The 16,088-nt window shown below is 59.4% G+C and carries 16 protein-coding genes; 12 read left to right on the forward strand and 4 right to left on the reverse strand.

Features of this window, described 5'->3' with window-relative positions; translation table 11 throughout:
• The first annotated feature begins 21 nt into the window (after positions 1-21).
• The 3 genes from HWE17_RS04680 (at position 22) to HWE17_RS04690 (ending at position 4,167) form a co-directional block, all read left to right on the forward strand.
• Positions 22-1,341: an RsmB/NOP family class I SAM-dependent RNA methyltransferase gene (locus HWE17_RS04680; RefSeq protein ID WP_099402933.1), complete on the forward strand. Its 1,320-nt coding sequence runs from the start codon at positions 22-24 to the stop codon at positions 1,339-1,341.
• A 125-nt stretch (positions 1,342-1,466) separates the two neighbouring features.
• Positions 1,467-2,825, forward strand: a complete 1,359-nt coding sequence (locus HWE17_RS04685) for a mechanosensitive ion channel family protein (protein ID WP_176387979.1) — start codon at positions 1,467-1,469, stop codon at positions 2,823-2,825.
• 133 nt (positions 2,826-2,958) lie between these two features.
• Entirely contained in the window at positions 2,959-4,167 is a 1,209-nt protein-coding gene (locus HWE17_RS04690; RefSeq protein ID WP_176387980.1) for a fatty acid desaturase, read from the forward strand.
• 139 nt (positions 4,168-4,306) lie between these two features.
• Here HWE17_RS04690 and rpmG read toward each other — a convergent pair whose 3' ends face one another.
• The 3 genes from rpmG to radC form a co-directional block, all read right to left on the reverse strand.
• Complete coding sequence (gene rpmG, locus HWE17_RS04695) at positions 4,307-4,474, reverse strand: 50S ribosomal protein L33 (RefSeq protein ID WP_010400929.1); 168 nt, start codon at positions 4,472-4,474, stop codon at positions 4,307-4,309.
• A 22-nt stretch (positions 4,475-4,496) separates the two neighbouring features.
• Positions 4,497-4,733: a 50S ribosomal protein L28 gene (rpmB, locus tag HWE17_RS04700; RefSeq protein WP_010400928.1), complete on the reverse strand. Its 237-nt coding sequence runs from the start codon at positions 4,731-4,733 to the stop codon at positions 4,497-4,499.
• A 256-nt stretch (positions 4,734-4,989) separates the two neighbouring features.
• On the reverse strand, positions 4,990-5,664 hold the full coding sequence (gene radC, locus HWE17_RS04705) for a DNA repair protein RadC (RefSeq protein ID WP_046686001.1): 675 nt from the start codon (positions 5,662-5,664) through the stop codon (positions 4,990-4,992).
• A gap of 244 nt (positions 5,665-5,908) precedes the next feature.
• Here radC and HWE17_RS04710 point away from each other — a divergent pair, with 244 nt between their 5' ends.
• The 7 genes from HWE17_RS04710 to HWE17_RS04740 all read left to right on the forward strand — a co-directional run bounded on the left by HWE17_RS04710 (position 5,909) and on the right by HWE17_RS04740 (position 13,275).
• The gene (locus HWE17_RS04710; protein ID WP_176387981.1) at positions 5,909-7,759 is read left to right on the forward strand and encodes a LamG-like jellyroll fold domain-containing protein; all 1,851 of its coding nucleotides are present in this window, start codon (positions 5,909-5,911) and stop codon (positions 7,757-7,759) included.
• Positions 7,760-7,877: 118 nt separating this feature from the next.
• The gene (locus HWE17_RS04715; RefSeq protein ID WP_034785165.1) at positions 7,878-8,333 is read left to right on the forward strand and encodes a peptidylprolyl isomerase; all 456 of its coding nucleotides are present in this window, start codon (positions 7,878-7,880) and stop codon (positions 8,331-8,333) included.
• Between the two features lie 9 nt (positions 8,334-8,342).
• Entirely contained in the window at positions 8,343-9,290 is a 948-nt protein-coding gene (gene ispH / locus HWE17_RS04720) for a 4-hydroxy-3-methylbut-2-enyl diphosphate reductase (RefSeq protein ID WP_035821545.1), read from the forward strand.
• Between the two features lie 295 nt (positions 9,291-9,585).
• Complete coding sequence (locus HWE17_RS04725) at positions 9,586-10,515, forward strand: branched-chain amino acid ABC transporter permease (protein WP_034747477.1); 930 nt, start codon at positions 9,586-9,588, stop codon at positions 10,513-10,515.
• Between the two features lie 22 nt (positions 10,516-10,537).
• A complete protein-coding gene (locus HWE17_RS04730; protein WP_099378016.1) occupies positions 10,538-11,755 on the forward strand; it encodes an ABC transporter ATP-binding protein in 1,218 nt (405 codons plus the stop codon).
• Between the two features lie 12 nt (positions 11,756-11,767).
• Entirely contained in the window at positions 11,768-12,541 is a 774-nt protein-coding gene (locus HWE17_RS04735; protein WP_176387982.1) for an ABC transporter ATP-binding protein, read from the forward strand.
• A gap of 11 nt (positions 12,542-12,552) precedes the next feature.
• A complete protein-coding gene (locus HWE17_RS04740) occupies positions 12,553-13,275 on the forward strand; it encodes an ABC transporter ATP-binding protein (RefSeq protein WP_176388040.1) in 723 nt (240 codons plus the stop codon).
• Positions 13,276-13,396: 121 nt separating this feature from the next.
• Here the strand turns inward: HWE17_RS04740 and HWE17_RS04745 are convergent, their stop codons facing one another.
• Complete coding sequence (locus tag HWE17_RS04745; RefSeq protein WP_035821535.1) at positions 13,397-13,963, reverse strand: phasin family protein; 567 nt, start codon at positions 13,961-13,963, stop codon at positions 13,397-13,399.
• Positions 13,964-14,379: 416 nt separating this feature from the next.
• On the opposite strand from HWE17_RS04745, the gene HWE17_RS04750 reads away from it, so the two are divergent.
• Together HWE17_RS04750 and HWE17_RS04755 are read left to right on the forward strand one after the other, a co-directional pair.
• Positions 14,380-15,231: a DMT family transporter gene (locus HWE17_RS04750; RefSeq protein WP_070224559.1), complete on the forward strand. Its 852-nt coding sequence runs from the start codon at positions 14,380-14,382 to the stop codon at positions 15,229-15,231.
• A 19-nt stretch (positions 15,232-15,250) separates the two neighbouring features.
• Positions 15,251-15,970, forward strand: a complete 720-nt coding sequence (locus HWE17_RS04755; RefSeq protein ID WP_051959007.1) for a nitroreductase — start codon at positions 15,251-15,253, stop codon at positions 15,968-15,970.
• The last annotated feature ends 118 nt before the right edge of the window (positions 15,971-16,088 follow it).

Genomic DNA, 16,088 nt, shown 5'->3' on the forward strand with positions numbered 1-16,088 from the left:
AATATTACAGGAAGAATAACAATGAGATTGCCACCAGCGATACTTGCCAATGCTGAAGAAGTATTGCGCGAAATTTTACGTTTCACGGCCCCGGCCGACACCACCCTGTCGCGCTATTTCCGCGACCATCCGCGCCTCGGTTCGCGCGAACGCGGCGCTATCGCCGAAGGCATTTATGCCGTGCTGCGCAACAAATCGTTCTTCACGGACTTCGCCGAAGCGGGCAGTGGCCCCACCATGCGCCGCCTGACCATCCTCGGCCTGGCCGAAGCCGTCGGTGCGGACTCTCTGGGCGGCCTGACGGAAGAAGAAGTGGAATGGCTGGAACGTATCACGCAGATCGACCGCAGCCTGATGCCGTCGAACATGCGCGCCAACATGCCGACCTGGCTGTTCGACAAGCTGATCGCCCAGTTCGGCGAAGCGGAAACCATGAAGCTGGCCGATGCGCTGAACGCGCCGGCGCCGCTGGACTTGCGCGTGAACTCGCTCAAGGCCACGCGTGACGACGTGATGCTGGCCCTGGCCGAAGCACCTATCCTCAGCACGCCAACGCCGTTCGCGCCGCTGGGTTTGCGCGTGATCAAGAAGCCATCGTTGCAAAACCTGCCATTGTTCCAGAGCGGCGCCATCGAAGTGCAAGATGAAGGCAGCCAGATCCTGTCGCAAATCGTCGGCGCCAAGCGCGGCGAAATGGTCGTCGATTTCTGTGCCGGCGCCGGCGGCAAGACGCTCGCATTGGGCGCGCTGATGCGCAACACGGGCCGTTTGTACGCGTTCGACGTGTCGGAAAAGCGTCTGGCCAAGCTGAAGCCGCGCATGGCCCGCAGCGGCCTGTCGAACGTGCATCCGGTGCAGATCGCGCATGAGCGCGATGCCAAGATCAAGCGTCTGGCCGGCAAGATCGACCGCGTGCTGGTCGATGCGCCATGTAGCGGCCTGGGCACCTTGCGCCGCAATCCGGACGTGAAATGGCGCCAGCAGCCGAACTCGATCGTGGAACTGCAAGCCAAGCAGGCAGCCATCCTGGCCGGCGCGGCGCGCCTCGTCAAGGGCGGCGGCCGCCTGGTGTACGCCACCTGCAGCTTCCTGAACGAAGAAAACGATTTTATCGCCGAGCAATTCTTGGCGGCGAACCCTGACTTCACCCTGGTGCCGATGAGCAAGGTACTGGCCGAACAGAAGATCGAGCTGGAAATGGGCGACTACCTGAAATTGTTGCCGCACCTGCACCAGACCGATGGCTTCTTCGCCGCCGTGTTCGAGCGCAAGGTCATGCCGAAAAAAGTCTACGCCGATGAAAAGCCGGCCGACGACGTTGACGCTGAGCAAGCCGAATAAGTTGGTCACGGGCCGCCGCTGCAGCATCGCAGCGGTGGCCAAGCACTTGCGCCAGCCAGTCTGGCGCACGCTGTGGGCACCCCGCCCGGTTATTCCCCCGCACCATCTTCCAGACTCCATCCGCCATGAATGAAACCCCGCTGCTCAACCTGATCACTGATTTTGTCAACGATTTCCGCCAACCGGCCATCCTGTGGCAGGCGCTGGTCATCGTCGGCTGCCTGGCGCTGAGCTGGCTGCTGGTGCGGCAGTTGCGCGTGTTCCTGCACCAGCGGGCGGAAGCGGCCGCCACGCCGGCCACGCCGGAAACCTTGCAGCGCACCGATAGTTTCATCCGCATCCTGACGCCCGTGCTGGCGGCCATGCTGCTGGGCATTGCGCAGCATTTCCTGGTCAAGTTCCAGTCGGTCAATCTGCTGAACATCGCCATTCCCCTGTGCACCTCGATGGCGCTGGTGCGCTTCGGTTTTTATGTGCTTCGCCGCATTTTTGCCCGCCACGGCGACATCAGCCCGACCATGTTGTTGCTGGAAAAGATCTTCACGGTGGTGGTGTGGGCCGGCATGGCGCTGTACATCACTGGTTTGTGGCCGGAACTGCATACCTTCCTGGAAAGCATCGTCGTTCCGCTGGGACGCAATAAAGTATCGGTGGCTGCCATCTTGCAAGCCGCTATTTCGGTGGCCGTGCTGCTGGTGCTGGCCATGTGGGCCGGCACCTCGCTCGACGAGCGCCTGATGAAAATGCAGGGGCTGCACACTTCCTTGCGCGTGGTGATGTCGCGCATGGGCCGCGCCGTGCTGATCCTCGTTTCCGTGCTGGTCAGCCTGTCGCTAGTGGGCATCGACCTGACGGTGCTGTCCGTGTTTGGCGGCGCCTTCGGCGTGGCGCTCGGTTTTGGCTTGCAAAAGATCGCCGCGAACTTCGTCTCCGGTTTCATTATCCTGCTCGACCGCAGCCTCACCATCGGCGACATGATTACGGTGGGTCAATTTACGGGCAAGGTCACGCAAATCAATACGCGCTATACTGTGTTATTGGGTGGCGATGGCGTTGAATCCATCGTGCCCAATGAAATGCTGATTTCCGGCGGCGTGCAGAACATGTCGCTGAGCAACCGCATGGTCTGGCTGTCGACGGCCGTGTCGGTGGGCTATGAAACGGATCTCGATGTCATCTTCCCCTTGCTGGAAGCGGCGACGGCCAAGGTGCCGCGTGTGTCGCAAAGCAATCCGCCATCGGCCACCCTCGTGCGTTTCGGCGCCGACGGCCTTGATGTGCAGATCGGCTTCTGGATCGCGGATCCGGAAAACGGTACCGGCGGCGTAAAGTCGAATGTGAACCGCGCCATCTGGCGCACCTTGCAGGAACATAAGGTCACTGTACCGTTTCCGCAACGCGAATTGCGTATTGTTGGTACGCCTCCTGCCCCGCTCGCGGGCGCGGCAGAGGGTGAGTCCGCCCCATCCGGCACCCAGCCTTAACCTCGCTGCCTGCCTCCGATTTTGCCTGAGAATACCCATTAGGGCGTACAATCACGCCTAAAATTAACTCTGCCGGACCTCCAGAGTCACTGGAGCGACCGTGCGCACGCCCTGTCCACTTGGAGTAGTAGTAATGACATTGAGTTCCGTTTTACACGACGTTTTGCAGTTCATGGCAACTGGCGTTACCGATCTGTCCGCATGGCAAGTTTTCCTGTACACCATGGTGGTCACGCATATCACGATCGCCAGCGTCACGATTTACCTGCACCGCCACCAGGCCCATCGGGCGCTGGAATTGCACGCCATCCCCAGTCATTTCTTCCGTTTCTGGCTGTGGCTGACGACGGGCCAGGTCACCAAAGAATGGGCCGCCATTCACCGCAAGCACCATGCCAAATGCGATACGGAAGAAGATCCGCACAGCCCCGTGACGCGCGGCATCAAGAAAGTGTTCTGGGAAGGCGCCGAGCTGTACCGCGCTGAATCGAAGAACATGGAAACCATGGCCAAGTACGGCCACGGCACGCCGACGGACTGGATCGAGCGCAACCTGTACACCAAATACAGCTGGCTGGGCGTGGTATCGCTGTTCGTCATCAATTTCATCCTGTTCGGCGTAATCGGCATTTCCGTGTGGGCCGTGCAAATGATGTGGATCCCGATCACGGCGGCCGGCATCATCAACGGCATCGGCCACTACTGGGGCTACCGCAACTACGACTGCGCCGATGCGGCCACCAACATCATTCCCTTCGGTATCCTGATCGGCGGCGAAGAGTTGCACAACAATCACCATACGTATGCGACGTCGGCCAAGCTGTCGTCGAAATGGTATGAAATCGATATCGGCTGGGCATATATCCGCGCGCTGGAAATGCTGGGCCTGGCCAAGGTGAAAAAGCTGGCGCCGGAACCGAAGTTCTCGCACGGCAAGCTGGAAGCGGACTTCGAGACTTTGCAGTCCGTCATCGCCAACCGCTACGACGTGATGGCCAAGTATGCAAAATCGATCAAGCATGCCTGGAAGGAAGAGCTGGAACACCTGAAGCACAAGGCTGAGCTGGAAAAGCGTTTCCTGAAATCGTCGCGCAAACTGATGCAGCGCGAACCGGGCAAGCTGGCCGATGTTCACCATGAGCAGCTGTCGGAACTGTTCCAGCACAGCAAAGCACTGGAAACCATGCACCACATGCGCGTGGAACTGGGCGCCATCTGGGAACGCTCGCACTTTACGCGTGAACAGTTGCTGCAAAAGCTGCAAGACTGGTGCACGCGCGCCGAAGCGTCGGGCATCAAGTCGCTGCAGGACTTCTCATTGCGCCTGCGCAGCTATGCCTAACTAGACTGTTGTGCTATATCAAGGCCCTGGATTCCAGGGCCTTTTTTTCGTCCTGGCAAAAGGGGAGGGGGCCGGCTGAAAATCAGGACGAAAAAAAACCGCTCATCGGAGCGGCTCTTTTTACAGAACACAAGATCAATTACTTGATTTTGGTTTCTTTGTACGTGACGTGCTTGCGTGCTTTAGGATCAAATTTCATGATCTCCATTTTCGCAGGCGTCGTACGCTTGTTTTTGGTAGTCGTGTAGAAGTGACCCGTACCGGCGGTCGATTCTAACTTGATTTTGTCGCGGCCTGATTTTGCCATGATAGCTCCCTTATTCTGCTAATTAGACTTTTTCGCCACGAGCGCGCATATCGACCAATACGGCGTCGATGCCGACTTTATCGATGACGCGCAGACCGGCGTTGGACAAACGCAGGGAGACCCAGCGGTTTTCAGATTCAACAAAAATACGACGATTCTGCAAGTTAGGCAAAAAACGACGTTTGGTTTTGTTGTTTGCATGGGAAACATTGTTGCCGACCATCGGCTTCTTCCCAGTGACTTGGCAAACACGTGCCATGGCGCACTCCTTAAAGATATTCCAAATTGGAAAAACGAGAGTATATCCAAAATAAGCCGATTTATCAATGACTTGCGAAAAACAATTGTGTCATGTTGTATTGAAATAATTTAACAATTTGACTTTTACCCTTCGCCATAGGGGAAAGCACTGGTAAACAGCGCTGTTTACTGTTAGATAAGCGTCTTGGGGCTGTCACGTATGTCCTTGTTTACACATGGTTAACTGCTAATTTAGCAGCGCCGGGCGAGATCCGCTAGATCTGGCCATGTTCCGCGAACGAATGGACTTGCCGCCCGGCCACGACGAAATGGTCGAGGATGCGCACGTCCACCAGCGACAACGCTTGCACCAGCGCGCGCGTGAGCAGCAGATCCGATTCGCTCGGTTCCGGCGTGCCGGACGGGTGGTTGTGCGCCAGCATGACGCTGGCCGCGTTGTGCAGCAGCGCTTGTTTCACTACTTCACGCGGATACACGCTGGTGTGGGTGAGGGTGCCGCGAAACATTTCCTGGCTGGTGATCAGGCGGTTCTTGACGTCCAAAAACAACACGTGGAATGCTTCATGCGCCAGGTGGCCCAAGGTCAGGCGCAAATAGTCTTTGACGGCGTGCGGTGAATTGAGGGCTTGCCCCGCTTGCAAGTCTTCGATGATGGCGCGCCGCGCCAGTTCCAGCACCGCTTGCAGCTGGGCAAACTTGGCGCTGCCCATGCCGTGCACGGCGGAAAAACTCACGAGGCTGGCGCCAAACAGGCCGCGCAGCGAACCGAAGTGCTCGACCGTGTCGCGCGCCAGTTCCACGGCGCTCTTGCCGCGCACGCCCGTGCGCAGGAAGACGGCCAGCAATTCCGCGTCCGATAGCGACTGCGCGCCGTCCTCGATCAGGCGTTCGCGCGGCCGTTCGCCGGCCGGCCAATCCTTGATGCCCATGCTGCCTCCCGTCGCGCCCAGCTGGTCGTGGCGCCTGCCGACGATTGTCGCGCCTTCCCCGGGCGGCCGTGCTGCGCTAGCTCGTCTTTATGTCGGTTCATGCTAAAAAAACAAAAACCAAGATGCCCTGTCGGGGCATTTTCAGGCGCTATCATTTGTCTGTCGTTGCATTCCATGCAAGTTGCAGCGACGGGGAGTCAGGGCCCTGAACTCAATGTCTTCCACTTGTTTCGCAGGAGTCGTCATGCCATATATCAAAGTTATCAACGGAGTCATGCAAGAGTTCAACGCCGCCGGCGTCAACACGGGCAAGGTCAGCGGCATCGGCCTCAATGCGCATGCATATCTGGAGCACCGTCAATGGAGCGTTAACGCACCACTCGCTCCGGACCCGAAGACTCCCGATTACAGCACCGATTTGCCGTATCTTGCCGCCAACGGCTTCAAGTACCTCCAGGTGATGCTGGCGCCTTTCAAAGGCAAGGATGGCTATTGGAACTGGGGCGAAGTTGTTGGCGAGCCAAAGTTCGCAACCGACAACACGCTAACCGATGTGAATATCAAAGATTCGTACTGGCTTGCCATAACGGCGCTGCTCGATTGCGCGCTGGCCAATGGCATCGGCATCATCGCCTGCCCATTCTGGAATCCCTACGCCGTGCCGCAATTGGTGGGCGAGGCGGGCCCTGCGGGCGCTACAAAAGACGAGCAGGCCGCAGTTGCGCGGGTCGCACTGGTCAATCCACAGTCGAAAACACGCCGCTATATGCGTGCTTTTGCGCAGGCTTTTGCGCAGCACTACAGCAACCACGCGGGCATCGCCGCCTGGATGGCTGCGCAGGAGCTGATGGGCGTGACCGGAATCAGCTTGACCGCTACCCGGGAAATCATCCAGGAGACGGCGCAATTGCTGCGTGACAACGATGGTCTGGCGCGCATGATTTCTTCCGGTAATGCCGGCATCGCTCATACTTCGCCCCGTCAAGGATCCTTGCAGCAATACGTCACGGAAACCTTGCCATTCGTAAATCCGGATCCGGTCGACTGTCTTTGTGAAAACCTGTTCCCGGGTAATGAATATGTGAGCAGCGCCCTGGACAGTAGCGCGGATTTGCCGGCCGACTTCGTCTCGTCTTCGCTCGCTTACCTGCAAGTGATGCAGCGTGCCGCACATGCCTTGGGCAAGCCGTATTACCTTGGCAGCTTTTGCCTGTCGCAAAAGCAGGAGCTGGCGTTGCAAGATACGAAAAGGCAAGACAACTTGCATGCCTTGCTGAGCGCCATACGCCGTACGGGCGTGCAACTGGCGTGCTATTGGGACTGGAATGGGGGGAAGCCCATGGAGGTCGACGGTCTGAACCTGGTGGAGACGCCGGCCTACAGCAACGGACGCAAGGCTGTCTGGGACGCCTTGCGCGGCGAAGATGCCATGCGTCCGGCGCCGCCCACGCCTTGCTTCGGCGTAAAGAAAACCTTGCAATTCCAGCCGGGCCTGATGCTCACCGTGCCGTCGTCCGTGCGCTATGAGAGCGCCGATTTCTCGCTGTCGTATTGTATCCGGCAGCAGGCATTTTCCACGATGGTGGGCCGGGGTGGGGCTTTTGTCGCGCGTCAGGCGAACCTGAAAGGATGGACGCTGCTGACGCAGGATATCCAGACGTTCCTGTTCCTGCTCAACAGTGCTGGTGCGGGCTTCAATAACAATGGTCACGGCGTGAACGTGGATAGCGCCAACCGCTGGTTTCGCTGCACCTACACCGTCAAGCATGATGGTTCCATCAGCCTGTACGTCGACGATTTCCTGATGTCGCAGGGCAGCAAGATGGTGACGCCGTTCGTGCAGGCCATCGGCGCGCCCCTGGTGATCGGCCGCACCGTGGATGCGCTGGAGCAGGGCGCACCCGCCTGGCAGTTGTCCGATGTCATCCTGTACGATCGCGTGCTGACGCCCAAGGAAGTGTATGACTATGGCCAGTATGGCATCGTGCACCGGCCCGTGGGGCGCTGGAAGCTCGATGGCGATCTGGAAGACAGCTCGGGCTTCGGCAATCACGCCAGCACGGCGGGTGGGTTGACGTACGTCAACGTCGGATAAGTGACAGGGCGCGCGGCCATGTTTTTTGACAAAAGCACGGCCGCGCCGAGATGGCATGGGGCGCGCTGGCTCAGGGTGGCTTACAATATCGTTTTGCACCAGTTACTTGAAAACTACTATGTCCAACGAGCAACCAGCAGTCGTCACCGAAGCGGCTTACCTCACCCTGCATTATCGTCTTGCCACTGTTGACGGTACTGACATTGTCACGACCTTCAGCGGCAATCCCGCGACCTTGATGCTGGGACAGGGCCAGCTGGCGCCATTCCTCGAGCAGCGTCTGCTGGGCTTGCCTGAAGGCACGCACCAGACGTTCGAACTGGCCGCCGGCGAGGGCTTTGGCGAGCGCAATCCCGAGCTGGTGCAGTCTGTTTCGCGCGCAACCTTGGACGAAAACTCCGTGCCCGGTGCCGACTACAAGATCGGCGACCTGGTCGACTTCGCCGCGCCGGGCGGCGGCCGCTTTGCCGGCGTGCTGCGCGAAATGCGCGACGATTCGGCCCTGTTCGACTTCAACCATCCGCTGGCTGGCCAGCCGCTGCGTTTTGAAGTCAAGCTCATTTCGGTCCTGTAAGGAGTAGCGATGGATAAAGAACTGTTACTGGCCCAGCCCCGCGGTTTCTGCGCTGGCGTCGACCGGGCAATTGAAATCGTCGAGCGTGCCTTGCAGCAATTTGGCGCACCGATCTATGTGCGCCATGAAATCGTCCACAACGCCTATGTGGTGGCCGACTTGCGCAACAAGGGCGCCATCTTCATCGACGACCTCGATGACGTGCCTGCTGGCAATACGCTCGTGTTTTCCGCGCATGGCGTGTCGAAAGCCGTGCGCGCCGAGGCGGAGTCGCGCGGCCTGAGCATATTTGATGCGACTTGCCCGCTGGTCACCAAGGTGCACATGGAAGTGGGCAAGATGCGCCGCGAAGGCCGCGAGATCATCATGATCGGCCACGATGGCCATCCCGAGGTGGAAGGCACGATGGGCCAGGCCGATATGGGCATGCATCTGGTGGAAACGCTCGACGATGTGGCGAAATTGCAGGTTGCCAATCCGGAAAGCCTGGCCTATGTTTCGCAAACAACGTTGTCAGTTGACGACACTAGCGACATTATTGCGGCCTTGAAAGCGAAATATCCGAATATCGCCGAGCCGAAAAAAGGCGACATCTGCTACGCCACCACGAACCGCCAGGAAGCCGTGAAATTCATGGCCCCGCAAGTGGAAGTGGTGATCGTCGTGGGCAGCCCGAACAGCTCGAATTCGAACCGCCTGCGCGAAGTGGCCGAGAAGATGGGCACGCCTGCCTACATGGTCGACAATGCCTCGCAAATCGACCCTGCCTGGCTGGAAGGCAAGCTGCGCGTGGGTGTGACGGCTGGCGCCTCGGCGCCCGAGGTGCTGGTGCAAGCCGTCATCGACCGTTTGAAAGAGTGCGGCGTGAAGAGCGTGCGCCCGCTCGACGGCGTGCAGGAAGCCGTCACGTTCCCGATGCCGAAAGGCCTCGACGGCATCAAGCGCGACGTCGCCTGAGTCTGCGGGACGATTGCGTATCGGTGAAATAGTTACCTCAAAACCGAATTTAATTCGGAAATGATCGATTTATTCCAAGCTTAGTTTTTGCAAAAGATCGTTATGATTGCCTCAAGCTTGAATATGTTGTCGTTATGACTAAGCAAGGTCACGCCCGTTTTGAGTGCGTGCACCATGCTGGTGAGAACGGTCCAGGGATGGCACTGCAGGAATTCTTCCTCCGGTGCCGTTTTTGTATCAGCGACATGTTCTGGCGGAAGTTGTTCCCGAAAAATGCATATTTGATAGGGCAATCATGGATACATTCATCCAGCAGATCATTAACGGCTTGGTGTTGGGCAGCATGTATGCCTTAGTCGCCCTCGGTTACACCATGGTGTACGGCGTTCTGAACCTGATCAACTTCGCCCACGGCGACGTGCTCATGATCGGCGCCATGGTGGGCCTGACCATCCTCAAACTGCTGGGCATTTATGTGCCGGACTGGCCCGGCTATTTGAAACTGGCCACCGCCATCCTCGGCGCCATTCCCATCTGTATTCTGGTCAACATCATCATCGAGCGGGTCGCCTACCGCCGCCTGCGCAACGCCCCCCGCCTCGCCCCCCTGATTACCGCCATCGGCGTCTCCATCCTGTTGCAAACCTTCGCCATGATGATCTGGACGCGCAATCCCTTGCCCTTCCCGCAATTGCTGTCGACCGACCCCATCAACATAGGCGGCGCCGTGATTTCGCAAACGCAAGTGCTGCTGCTGGCCCTGGCCGCGTTGTCGATGGGCGGACTGGTGTTGCTGGTGGAAAAAACCCGCATGGGCCGCGCCATGCGCGCCACGGCGGAAAACCCCCGCGTGGCAGGACTCATGGGCGTCGATTCCGACAAGGTCATCGTAGCCACCTTCGCCATCGGCGCAGCGCTGGCGGCCGTGGCGGGCGTGATGTGGGGCGCCAACTATGCGTCCATCCAGTTCTCCATGGGGGCCATCCCTGGCTTGAAAGCGTTTTGCGCGGCAGTGCTGGGCGGTATCGGCAATATCTATGGCGCCATGCTGGGCGGTATCTTGCTGGGCATTATCGAGAGCCTGGGCGCCGGCTATATCGGCGATATCACGGGCGGCTTCCTGGGCAGCCACTACCAGGATATCTTTGCCTTCGTCGTGCTGATCATCGTGCTGACCTTGCGCCCGTCCGGCATCATGGGCGAACGAGTGGCCGACCGTGCCTGATGTGAAACTGGGAGATTAAATCATGGCACTACTCGATTTTGACGCTAAGAAAAATCCGACCAAAGCCTATGCCGGCATGCTGGGCCTGGCCGCGCTGCTGATGGTGTTCCCGTTTTTTGCCGCCCAGTTCGGCAACTCGTGGGTGCGCATCATCGACATGGCCTTGCTGTACATCATGCTGGCCCTGGGCTTGAACATCGTCGTCGGCTTTGCCGGCTTGCTTGACCTCGGTTACATCGCCTTCTACGCCGTGGGCGCCTACCTGACGGCCTTGCTGGCGTCGCCCCAGTTCGCCATCCTGCTCGAATCGGTGGTGAATCAGTATCCGGTGCTGGGAGAAACCCTGGTGCAGCTGATGGGGCCGGAAATCCGCGAGAACGGCATCCATTTGTCGATCTGGATCATCGTGCCGCTGGCCGCTGCCGTGGCCGGCCTGTTCGGCGCCCTGCTCGGTGCGCCGACCTTGAAGCTGCGCGGCGACTACCTTGCCATCGTGACCCTGGGCTTTGGCGAGATCATCCGCATCTTCATGAACAATCTGAATGACCCGATCAATTTCACGAACGGGCCGCAAGGCATCAATCTGATCGATCCGATCCGCATCTTCGGCGTCAACCTGGCGGGCGAGGCGGGCACCAACAGCACCGTCACGGTGGCCGGTTTTTCCATGCCGTCCGTGAACGCCTATTACTTTTTGTTCCTCTTCCTGTGCATCGCTGTCGTGTTCGTCACCAAGCGCCTGCAGCATTCGCGCCTGGGCCGCGCCTGGGTGGCCATCCGCGAAGACGAGATCGCCGCCAAGGCCATGGGCATCAACACGCGCAACGTGAAATTGCTGGCCTTTTCCATGGGCGCCTCGTTCGGCGGCGTGGCCGGCGCCATGTTTGCCTCGTTCCAGGGCTTTGTCTCGCCGGAATCGTTTTCCTTGACGGAATCGATCGCCGTGCTGGCCATGGTGGTGCTGGGCGGCATCGGCCACATTCCCGGCGTGATTCTCGGCGGCGTGATCCTCGCTTCGATCCCGGAAGTGCTGCGTCATGTGGTGGAACCGGCCCAGCAGGCGCTGTTCGGCCACGTGGTGATCGAGGCGGAAGTGCTGCGCCAGTTGCTGTACGGCCTGGCCATGGTCTTGATCATGCTCAACCGTCCTGCTGGCCTGTGGCCATCGCCGAAGCATGAAGACCGGCCCGACCACGACGTCGACCAGCCGAACAAATCCACCGGCGTCGTGTCCGCTTAAAGGAGGGATAGCATGAGCGACCAGATCATTCTCAATATTGCCGGCGTGAATAAACGTTTTGGCGGCTTGCAGGCGCTGACCGACGTGGGCATCACCATCCGGCAAGGGCAAATCTATGGCTTGATCGGCCCGAACGGCGCCGGCAAGACAACGTTTTTCAACGTCATCACCGGCCTGTACCAGCCCGACACGGGTACCTTCGAGCTGGCCGGCAAGCCGTATTCGCCGTCCGCGCCGCACAAGGTGGCCAAGGCGGGCATCGCGCGCACCTTCCAGAACATCCGTTTGTTTGGCGACATGACGGCGCTGGAAAACGTCATGGTGGGGCGCCACGTGCGCTCGCATCAGGGCGTGTTCGGCGCCATCTTCCGCCACAAGGCGGCGCGCGAGGAAGAGGCGTCGATCCGCAAGCGGGCGATGGAGCTGCTCGACTTCGTCGGCATCGCCCAGTTCGCCAGCCGCACGGCGCGCTTTTTGTCGTATGGCGACCAGCGGCGCCTGGAAATCGCCCGCGCGCTGGCCACCGATCCGACCTTGCTGGCGCTCGATGAGCCGGCGGCCGGCATGAACGCCACGGAAAAGCTGGCTCTGCGCGAGTTGCTGGTGAAAATCAAGGCCGAAGGCAAGACCGTGCTGTTGATCGAGCACGACGTGAAACTGATGATGGGACTGTGCGACCGCATCACGGTGCTCGAATATGGCAAGCGCATCGCGGAAGGCTTGCCGGCCGAAATACAACAAAACCCGGCCGTCATCGAGGCTTATCTGGGGGGATCGCACGCATGAGTAACGATGGCTTGAACAAGAATATATTGAAGGTATCTGGCCTGCACGTGGCCTATGGCGGCATCAAGGCCGTGAAAGGCATCGACCTGGAAGTCAACCAGGGCGAGCTGATCGCCCTGATCGGCGCAAATGGCGCTGGCAAGACGACGACCTTGAAAGCCATCACGGGCACTTTGCCTGAATGCAAGGTCGAAGGCACGATCAGTTACCTGGGCGAGTCGCTCAAGGGGACGAAATCGTTCCACCTGGTGGAAAGGAAACTGGCCATGGTGCCGGAAGGGCGCGGTGTATTTACCCGCATGTCGATCCGCGAAAACCTCATGATGGGCGCCTACACGCGCGCGGACAAGGCCGGTGTCGAGGATGACATCGCCCGCTGGTTCGATGTCTTTCCCCGCCTCAAGGAACGGGCGGCGCAGATGGCCGGCACCCTGTCCGGCGGCGAGCAGCAGATGCTGGCCATGGCGCGGGCCCTGATGAGCCATCCGAAGCTGCTGCTGCTCGACGAGCCGTCGATGGGTCTGTCGCCCATCATGGTCGAGAAAATCTTCGAGGTGATCCGCAAGGTCTCGTCCGAAGGCATCACGATCTTGCTGGTCGAACAGAACGCCCGTCTGGCCCTGCAGGCGGCGCACCGCGGCTATGTGATGGATTCCGGCCTGGTCACCATGGGCGGCAACGCGGCCGCCATGCTCGACGACCCGCGCGTGAAGGCGGCGTATCTGGGGGAGTAGAAGGGATCAGGCATAAAAAATGCCCCAGCCAGGCTGGGGCATAATGGCATCCGTCGGGGAAGTACGGGATGGATGCCTGGAGGAGCTGGTACAGCGGACCGCCGTAGCGGTCGCTTAATAATTACTTGGCGGCAGCGCGCGGCACGACTTTTTCAGCCGCTTGCGTGAACTGGTTCACGGCCGATGCCAGGTTCGCTTCGATGGCTTCGACGGCTTGCTTGCTGGTTTTCGAGAATTGCTCGTAGCCTGCATTGGCGTTGCCGATGGCGCTTTTCAGGATGGCGACGGCGTTTTCCGAACCGGCTGGCGCGTTCTTGGTGACTTCTTCCACCAGGGACAGGACTTTACGGTTGGTTTCAGCGATCTGCGATTCAGCAGCTTTGCTGAACTCGGCTTGCGTGCCCGACGTGATGGCAGCCAGGTGACGGCCGTAAGCGATGGCTTTTTCGGCGCCAGGCTGGGCTTGAGCAGCGCTCAGCGAGAAGAATTCTTGTGGATCTTTTGCCGACAGCAATTGCTTGGCGGCGGCGGTCGATTCTTCCAGCGTTGCCTTGGCAGCGGTCAGATTCAGTTCGACGATCTTTTCGATGCCTTCGAAGGCCTTGCCCGTCAGCGACGAGAACAGGGCGAATTGGGCTTCCAGATTGGCTTTGGTAGCGGACGAGAATTGCTCAGGAATTGAAAACATATAAATCTCCAAAAAATCGAAATCTGGTTAATTTGATGCTGCGTGTACCGTTTGGGAAAGCAGGTGAATCTAAATTTTTCAAGCTGAACAAGAATTGTGCAACGCAACAAACCCTATTCTACGGTGAAAAAAAACGAAGTCAAGCGTTTCTTGTGCGATGCAACAATTGAATAGATTTGCATCAAAAGTCATTGTTTCTAAAGAGAAATATTTGATTTCTTGGTGTTAATGGTTTAACCCTAAACTGTTATTTCCCCGCCTTTCAGGACGGGTGCGGCGCAGCATGCTAGACTTTGCCTCCCGCACTGGCGCAGCGCCCCGGTGCCGATCCTGTTTCCCGAGTTGATACCATGTCCAATCTTCCCGCCGCGGCTGGTGCCAGCGGCAAAGCCTCTCTTCTGACCACTCTGACGCCGATGGCCTTGCCCGGCTTCTTCGTGTTGTTATGGAGCACAGGTTTTATCGTCGCCAAGTTCGGCTTGCCGTATGCGCCGCCGCTGACCTTTTTGCTGCTGCGCTTCCTGGGCGTGCTGGTGATCCTGCTGCCGCTGGTGCTGCTGTTGCGCGCGCCGTGGCCCGTGGGCCAGTTCCGCCAGATCGCCGTGGCCGGCATTTTGATGCAGGCCGGCTATCTGGCCGGCGTCTGGTGCGCCATCAAGCTGGGCATGCCGGCCGGCCTGTCTGCGCTGATCGTCGGCATGCAGCCCGTGCTGACGGCCTGCGCCGCGCCCCTGATCGGCGAATCCGTGCGTCCGCGCCAGTGGCTGGGCCTGTTCTTCGGCTTGCTGGGTGTGGCCCTCGTCGTGTATGCGAAGATCAACCTCGTGGGCCTGACGGTGGAAAGCGTGCTGCTGTGCGTGTTCGCGCTGCTGTCGATGACGGCCGGCACCATGTACCAAAAACGCCACTGCCCGCAATTCGACTTGCGCACGGGCACGGTGGTGCAGTTCGCCGCCTCCATCGTGGTGGTCTTGCCCTTCGCCCTGTATTACGAAGGGCTGGACCTGCATTTCAGCAACGTGCAATGGACGGCGAATTTCATCGGCGCCTTGCTGTGGTCGGTACTCGTGCTGTCCATCGGCGCCATCTTCCTGCTGTTCGCCCTGATACGCCGCAGCGACGCGACGAAAGTGACGGGCTTGCTGTACCTGACACCGCCCACGACGGCCGTGATGGCCTGGCTGATGTTTGGCGAAGCCTTCAATATGCTGGGCATCGCCGGCATGCTGGTGGCCGTGGTCGGTGTGGTATTTGTCGTCAAGAAGTAGAGAGCAGGAGAGCAGGGCAGTGAGCAAACAAGCATCCACCATACAGTCGGCGCAGCAAGCCGTCGACGCGGTCATTCTGTCGCGCCGTTCGATCCGCGCCTTTTTACCCACGCCGGTGGCGCAGGACGAGATCGCGCGCATCCTGGAAGTGGCGGCGCGCGCGCCCTCGGGCGCCAACATGCAGCCGTGGAAAGTGTATGTGCTGTCGGGCGAGGCGCGCCTGCGCCTGTCGCAGCGCATCCTGGCCGCCTACGACGCGCCGAAGGCACCCGACGCGCCTGCGCGCACGGCCTCGTATATCTATTACCCGCGCCAGTGGACGGCGCCGTTCATCGAGCGCCGCCGCAAGATCGGTCTGGACCTGTACCAGTTGCTGGGCCTGGAGCGGGGCGACACGGCCGGCATGGCGGCCCAGCACGGGCGCAATTTCCAGTTTTTCGATGCACCCGTCGGGTTGATCTTTACCATCGAACGGGTGCTGGAGCAGGGTTCCTGGCTTGACTACGGCATGTTCTTGCAAAACATCATGCTGGCGGCGCGCGCGCGCGGGCTCGACACCTGTCCGCAGGCGGCTTTCATTCATTACCATGACATCATCCGCGACGAGCTGGGCGTGCCGGCCAGCGAAATGGTGGTGTGCGGCATGGCTCTCGGCCATGCGGATCCGGACAAGGTCGAGAATCGCCTGAGTACGGAACGCGAGCCGCTGGCCGGCTTTGTTAAATTTATGGACAAATAGACATGACTGGCGATGGGCACAGGCAAACAGCCGGTTAAGGATGAGCCCGTTTGCGGATCGCCAACGATTTGTATTCCATTACTGCAATAAATACTGTCCTAACTGTTAAATAGGCTTG

The organism is Janthinobacterium sp. BJB401, assembly GCF_013372745.1.
Classification (GTDB): Bacteria; Pseudomonadota; Gammaproteobacteria; order Burkholderiales; family Burkholderiaceae_D; genus Janthinobacterium; species Janthinobacterium rivuli.

What these genes read in the sequence shown, in the direction of transcription:
- HWE17_RS04680 (WP_099402933.1), top strand. Translation starts at nt 22, where the DNA reads ATGAGATTGCCACCAGCGATACTTGCCAATGCTGAAGAAGTATTGCGC.
- HWE17_RS04685 (WP_176387979.1), top strand. Translation starts at nt 1,467, where the DNA reads ATGAATGAAACCCCGCTGCTCAACCTGATCACTGATTTTGTCAACGAT.
- HWE17_RS04690 (WP_176387980.1), top strand. Translation starts at nt 2,959, where the DNA reads ATGACATTGAGTTCCGTTTTACACGACGTTTTGCAGTTCATGGCAACT.
- rpmG (WP_010400929.1), bottom strand. Translation starts at nt 4,474, where the DNA reads ATGGCAAAATCAGGCCGCGACAAAATCAAGTTAGAATCGACCGCCGGT.
- rpmB (WP_010400928.1), bottom strand. Translation starts at nt 4,733, where the DNA reads ATGGCACGTGTTTGCCAAGTCACTGGGAAGAAGCCGATGGTCGGCAAC.
- radC (WP_046686001.1), bottom strand. Translation starts at nt 5,664, where the DNA reads ATGGGCATCAAGGATTGGCCGGCCGGCGAACGGCCGCGCGAACGCCTG.
- HWE17_RS04710 (WP_176387981.1), top strand. Translation starts at nt 5,909, where the DNA reads ATGCCATATATCAAAGTTATCAACGGAGTCATGCAAGAGTTCAACGCC.
- HWE17_RS04715 (WP_034785165.1), top strand. Translation starts at nt 7,878, where the DNA reads ATGTCCAACGAGCAACCAGCAGTCGTCACCGAAGCGGCTTACCTCACC.
- ispH (WP_035821545.1), top strand. Translation starts at nt 8,343, where the DNA reads ATGGATAAAGAACTGTTACTGGCCCAGCCCCGCGGTTTCTGCGCTGGC.
- HWE17_RS04725 (WP_034747477.1), top strand. Translation starts at nt 9,586, where the DNA reads ATGGATACATTCATCCAGCAGATCATTAACGGCTTGGTGTTGGGCAGC.
- HWE17_RS04730 (WP_099378016.1), top strand. Translation starts at nt 10,538, where the DNA reads ATGGCACTACTCGATTTTGACGCTAAGAAAAATCCGACCAAAGCCTAT.
- HWE17_RS04735 (WP_176387982.1), top strand. Translation starts at nt 11,768, where the DNA reads ATGAGCGACCAGATCATTCTCAATATTGCCGGCGTGAATAAACGTTTT.
- HWE17_RS04745 (WP_035821535.1), bottom strand. Translation starts at nt 13,963, where the DNA reads ATGTTTTCAATTCCTGAGCAATTCTCGTCCGCTACCAAAGCCAATCTG.
- HWE17_RS04750 (WP_070224559.1), top strand. Translation starts at nt 14,380, where the DNA reads ATGGCCTTGCCCGGCTTCTTCGTGTTGTTATGGAGCACAGGTTTTATC.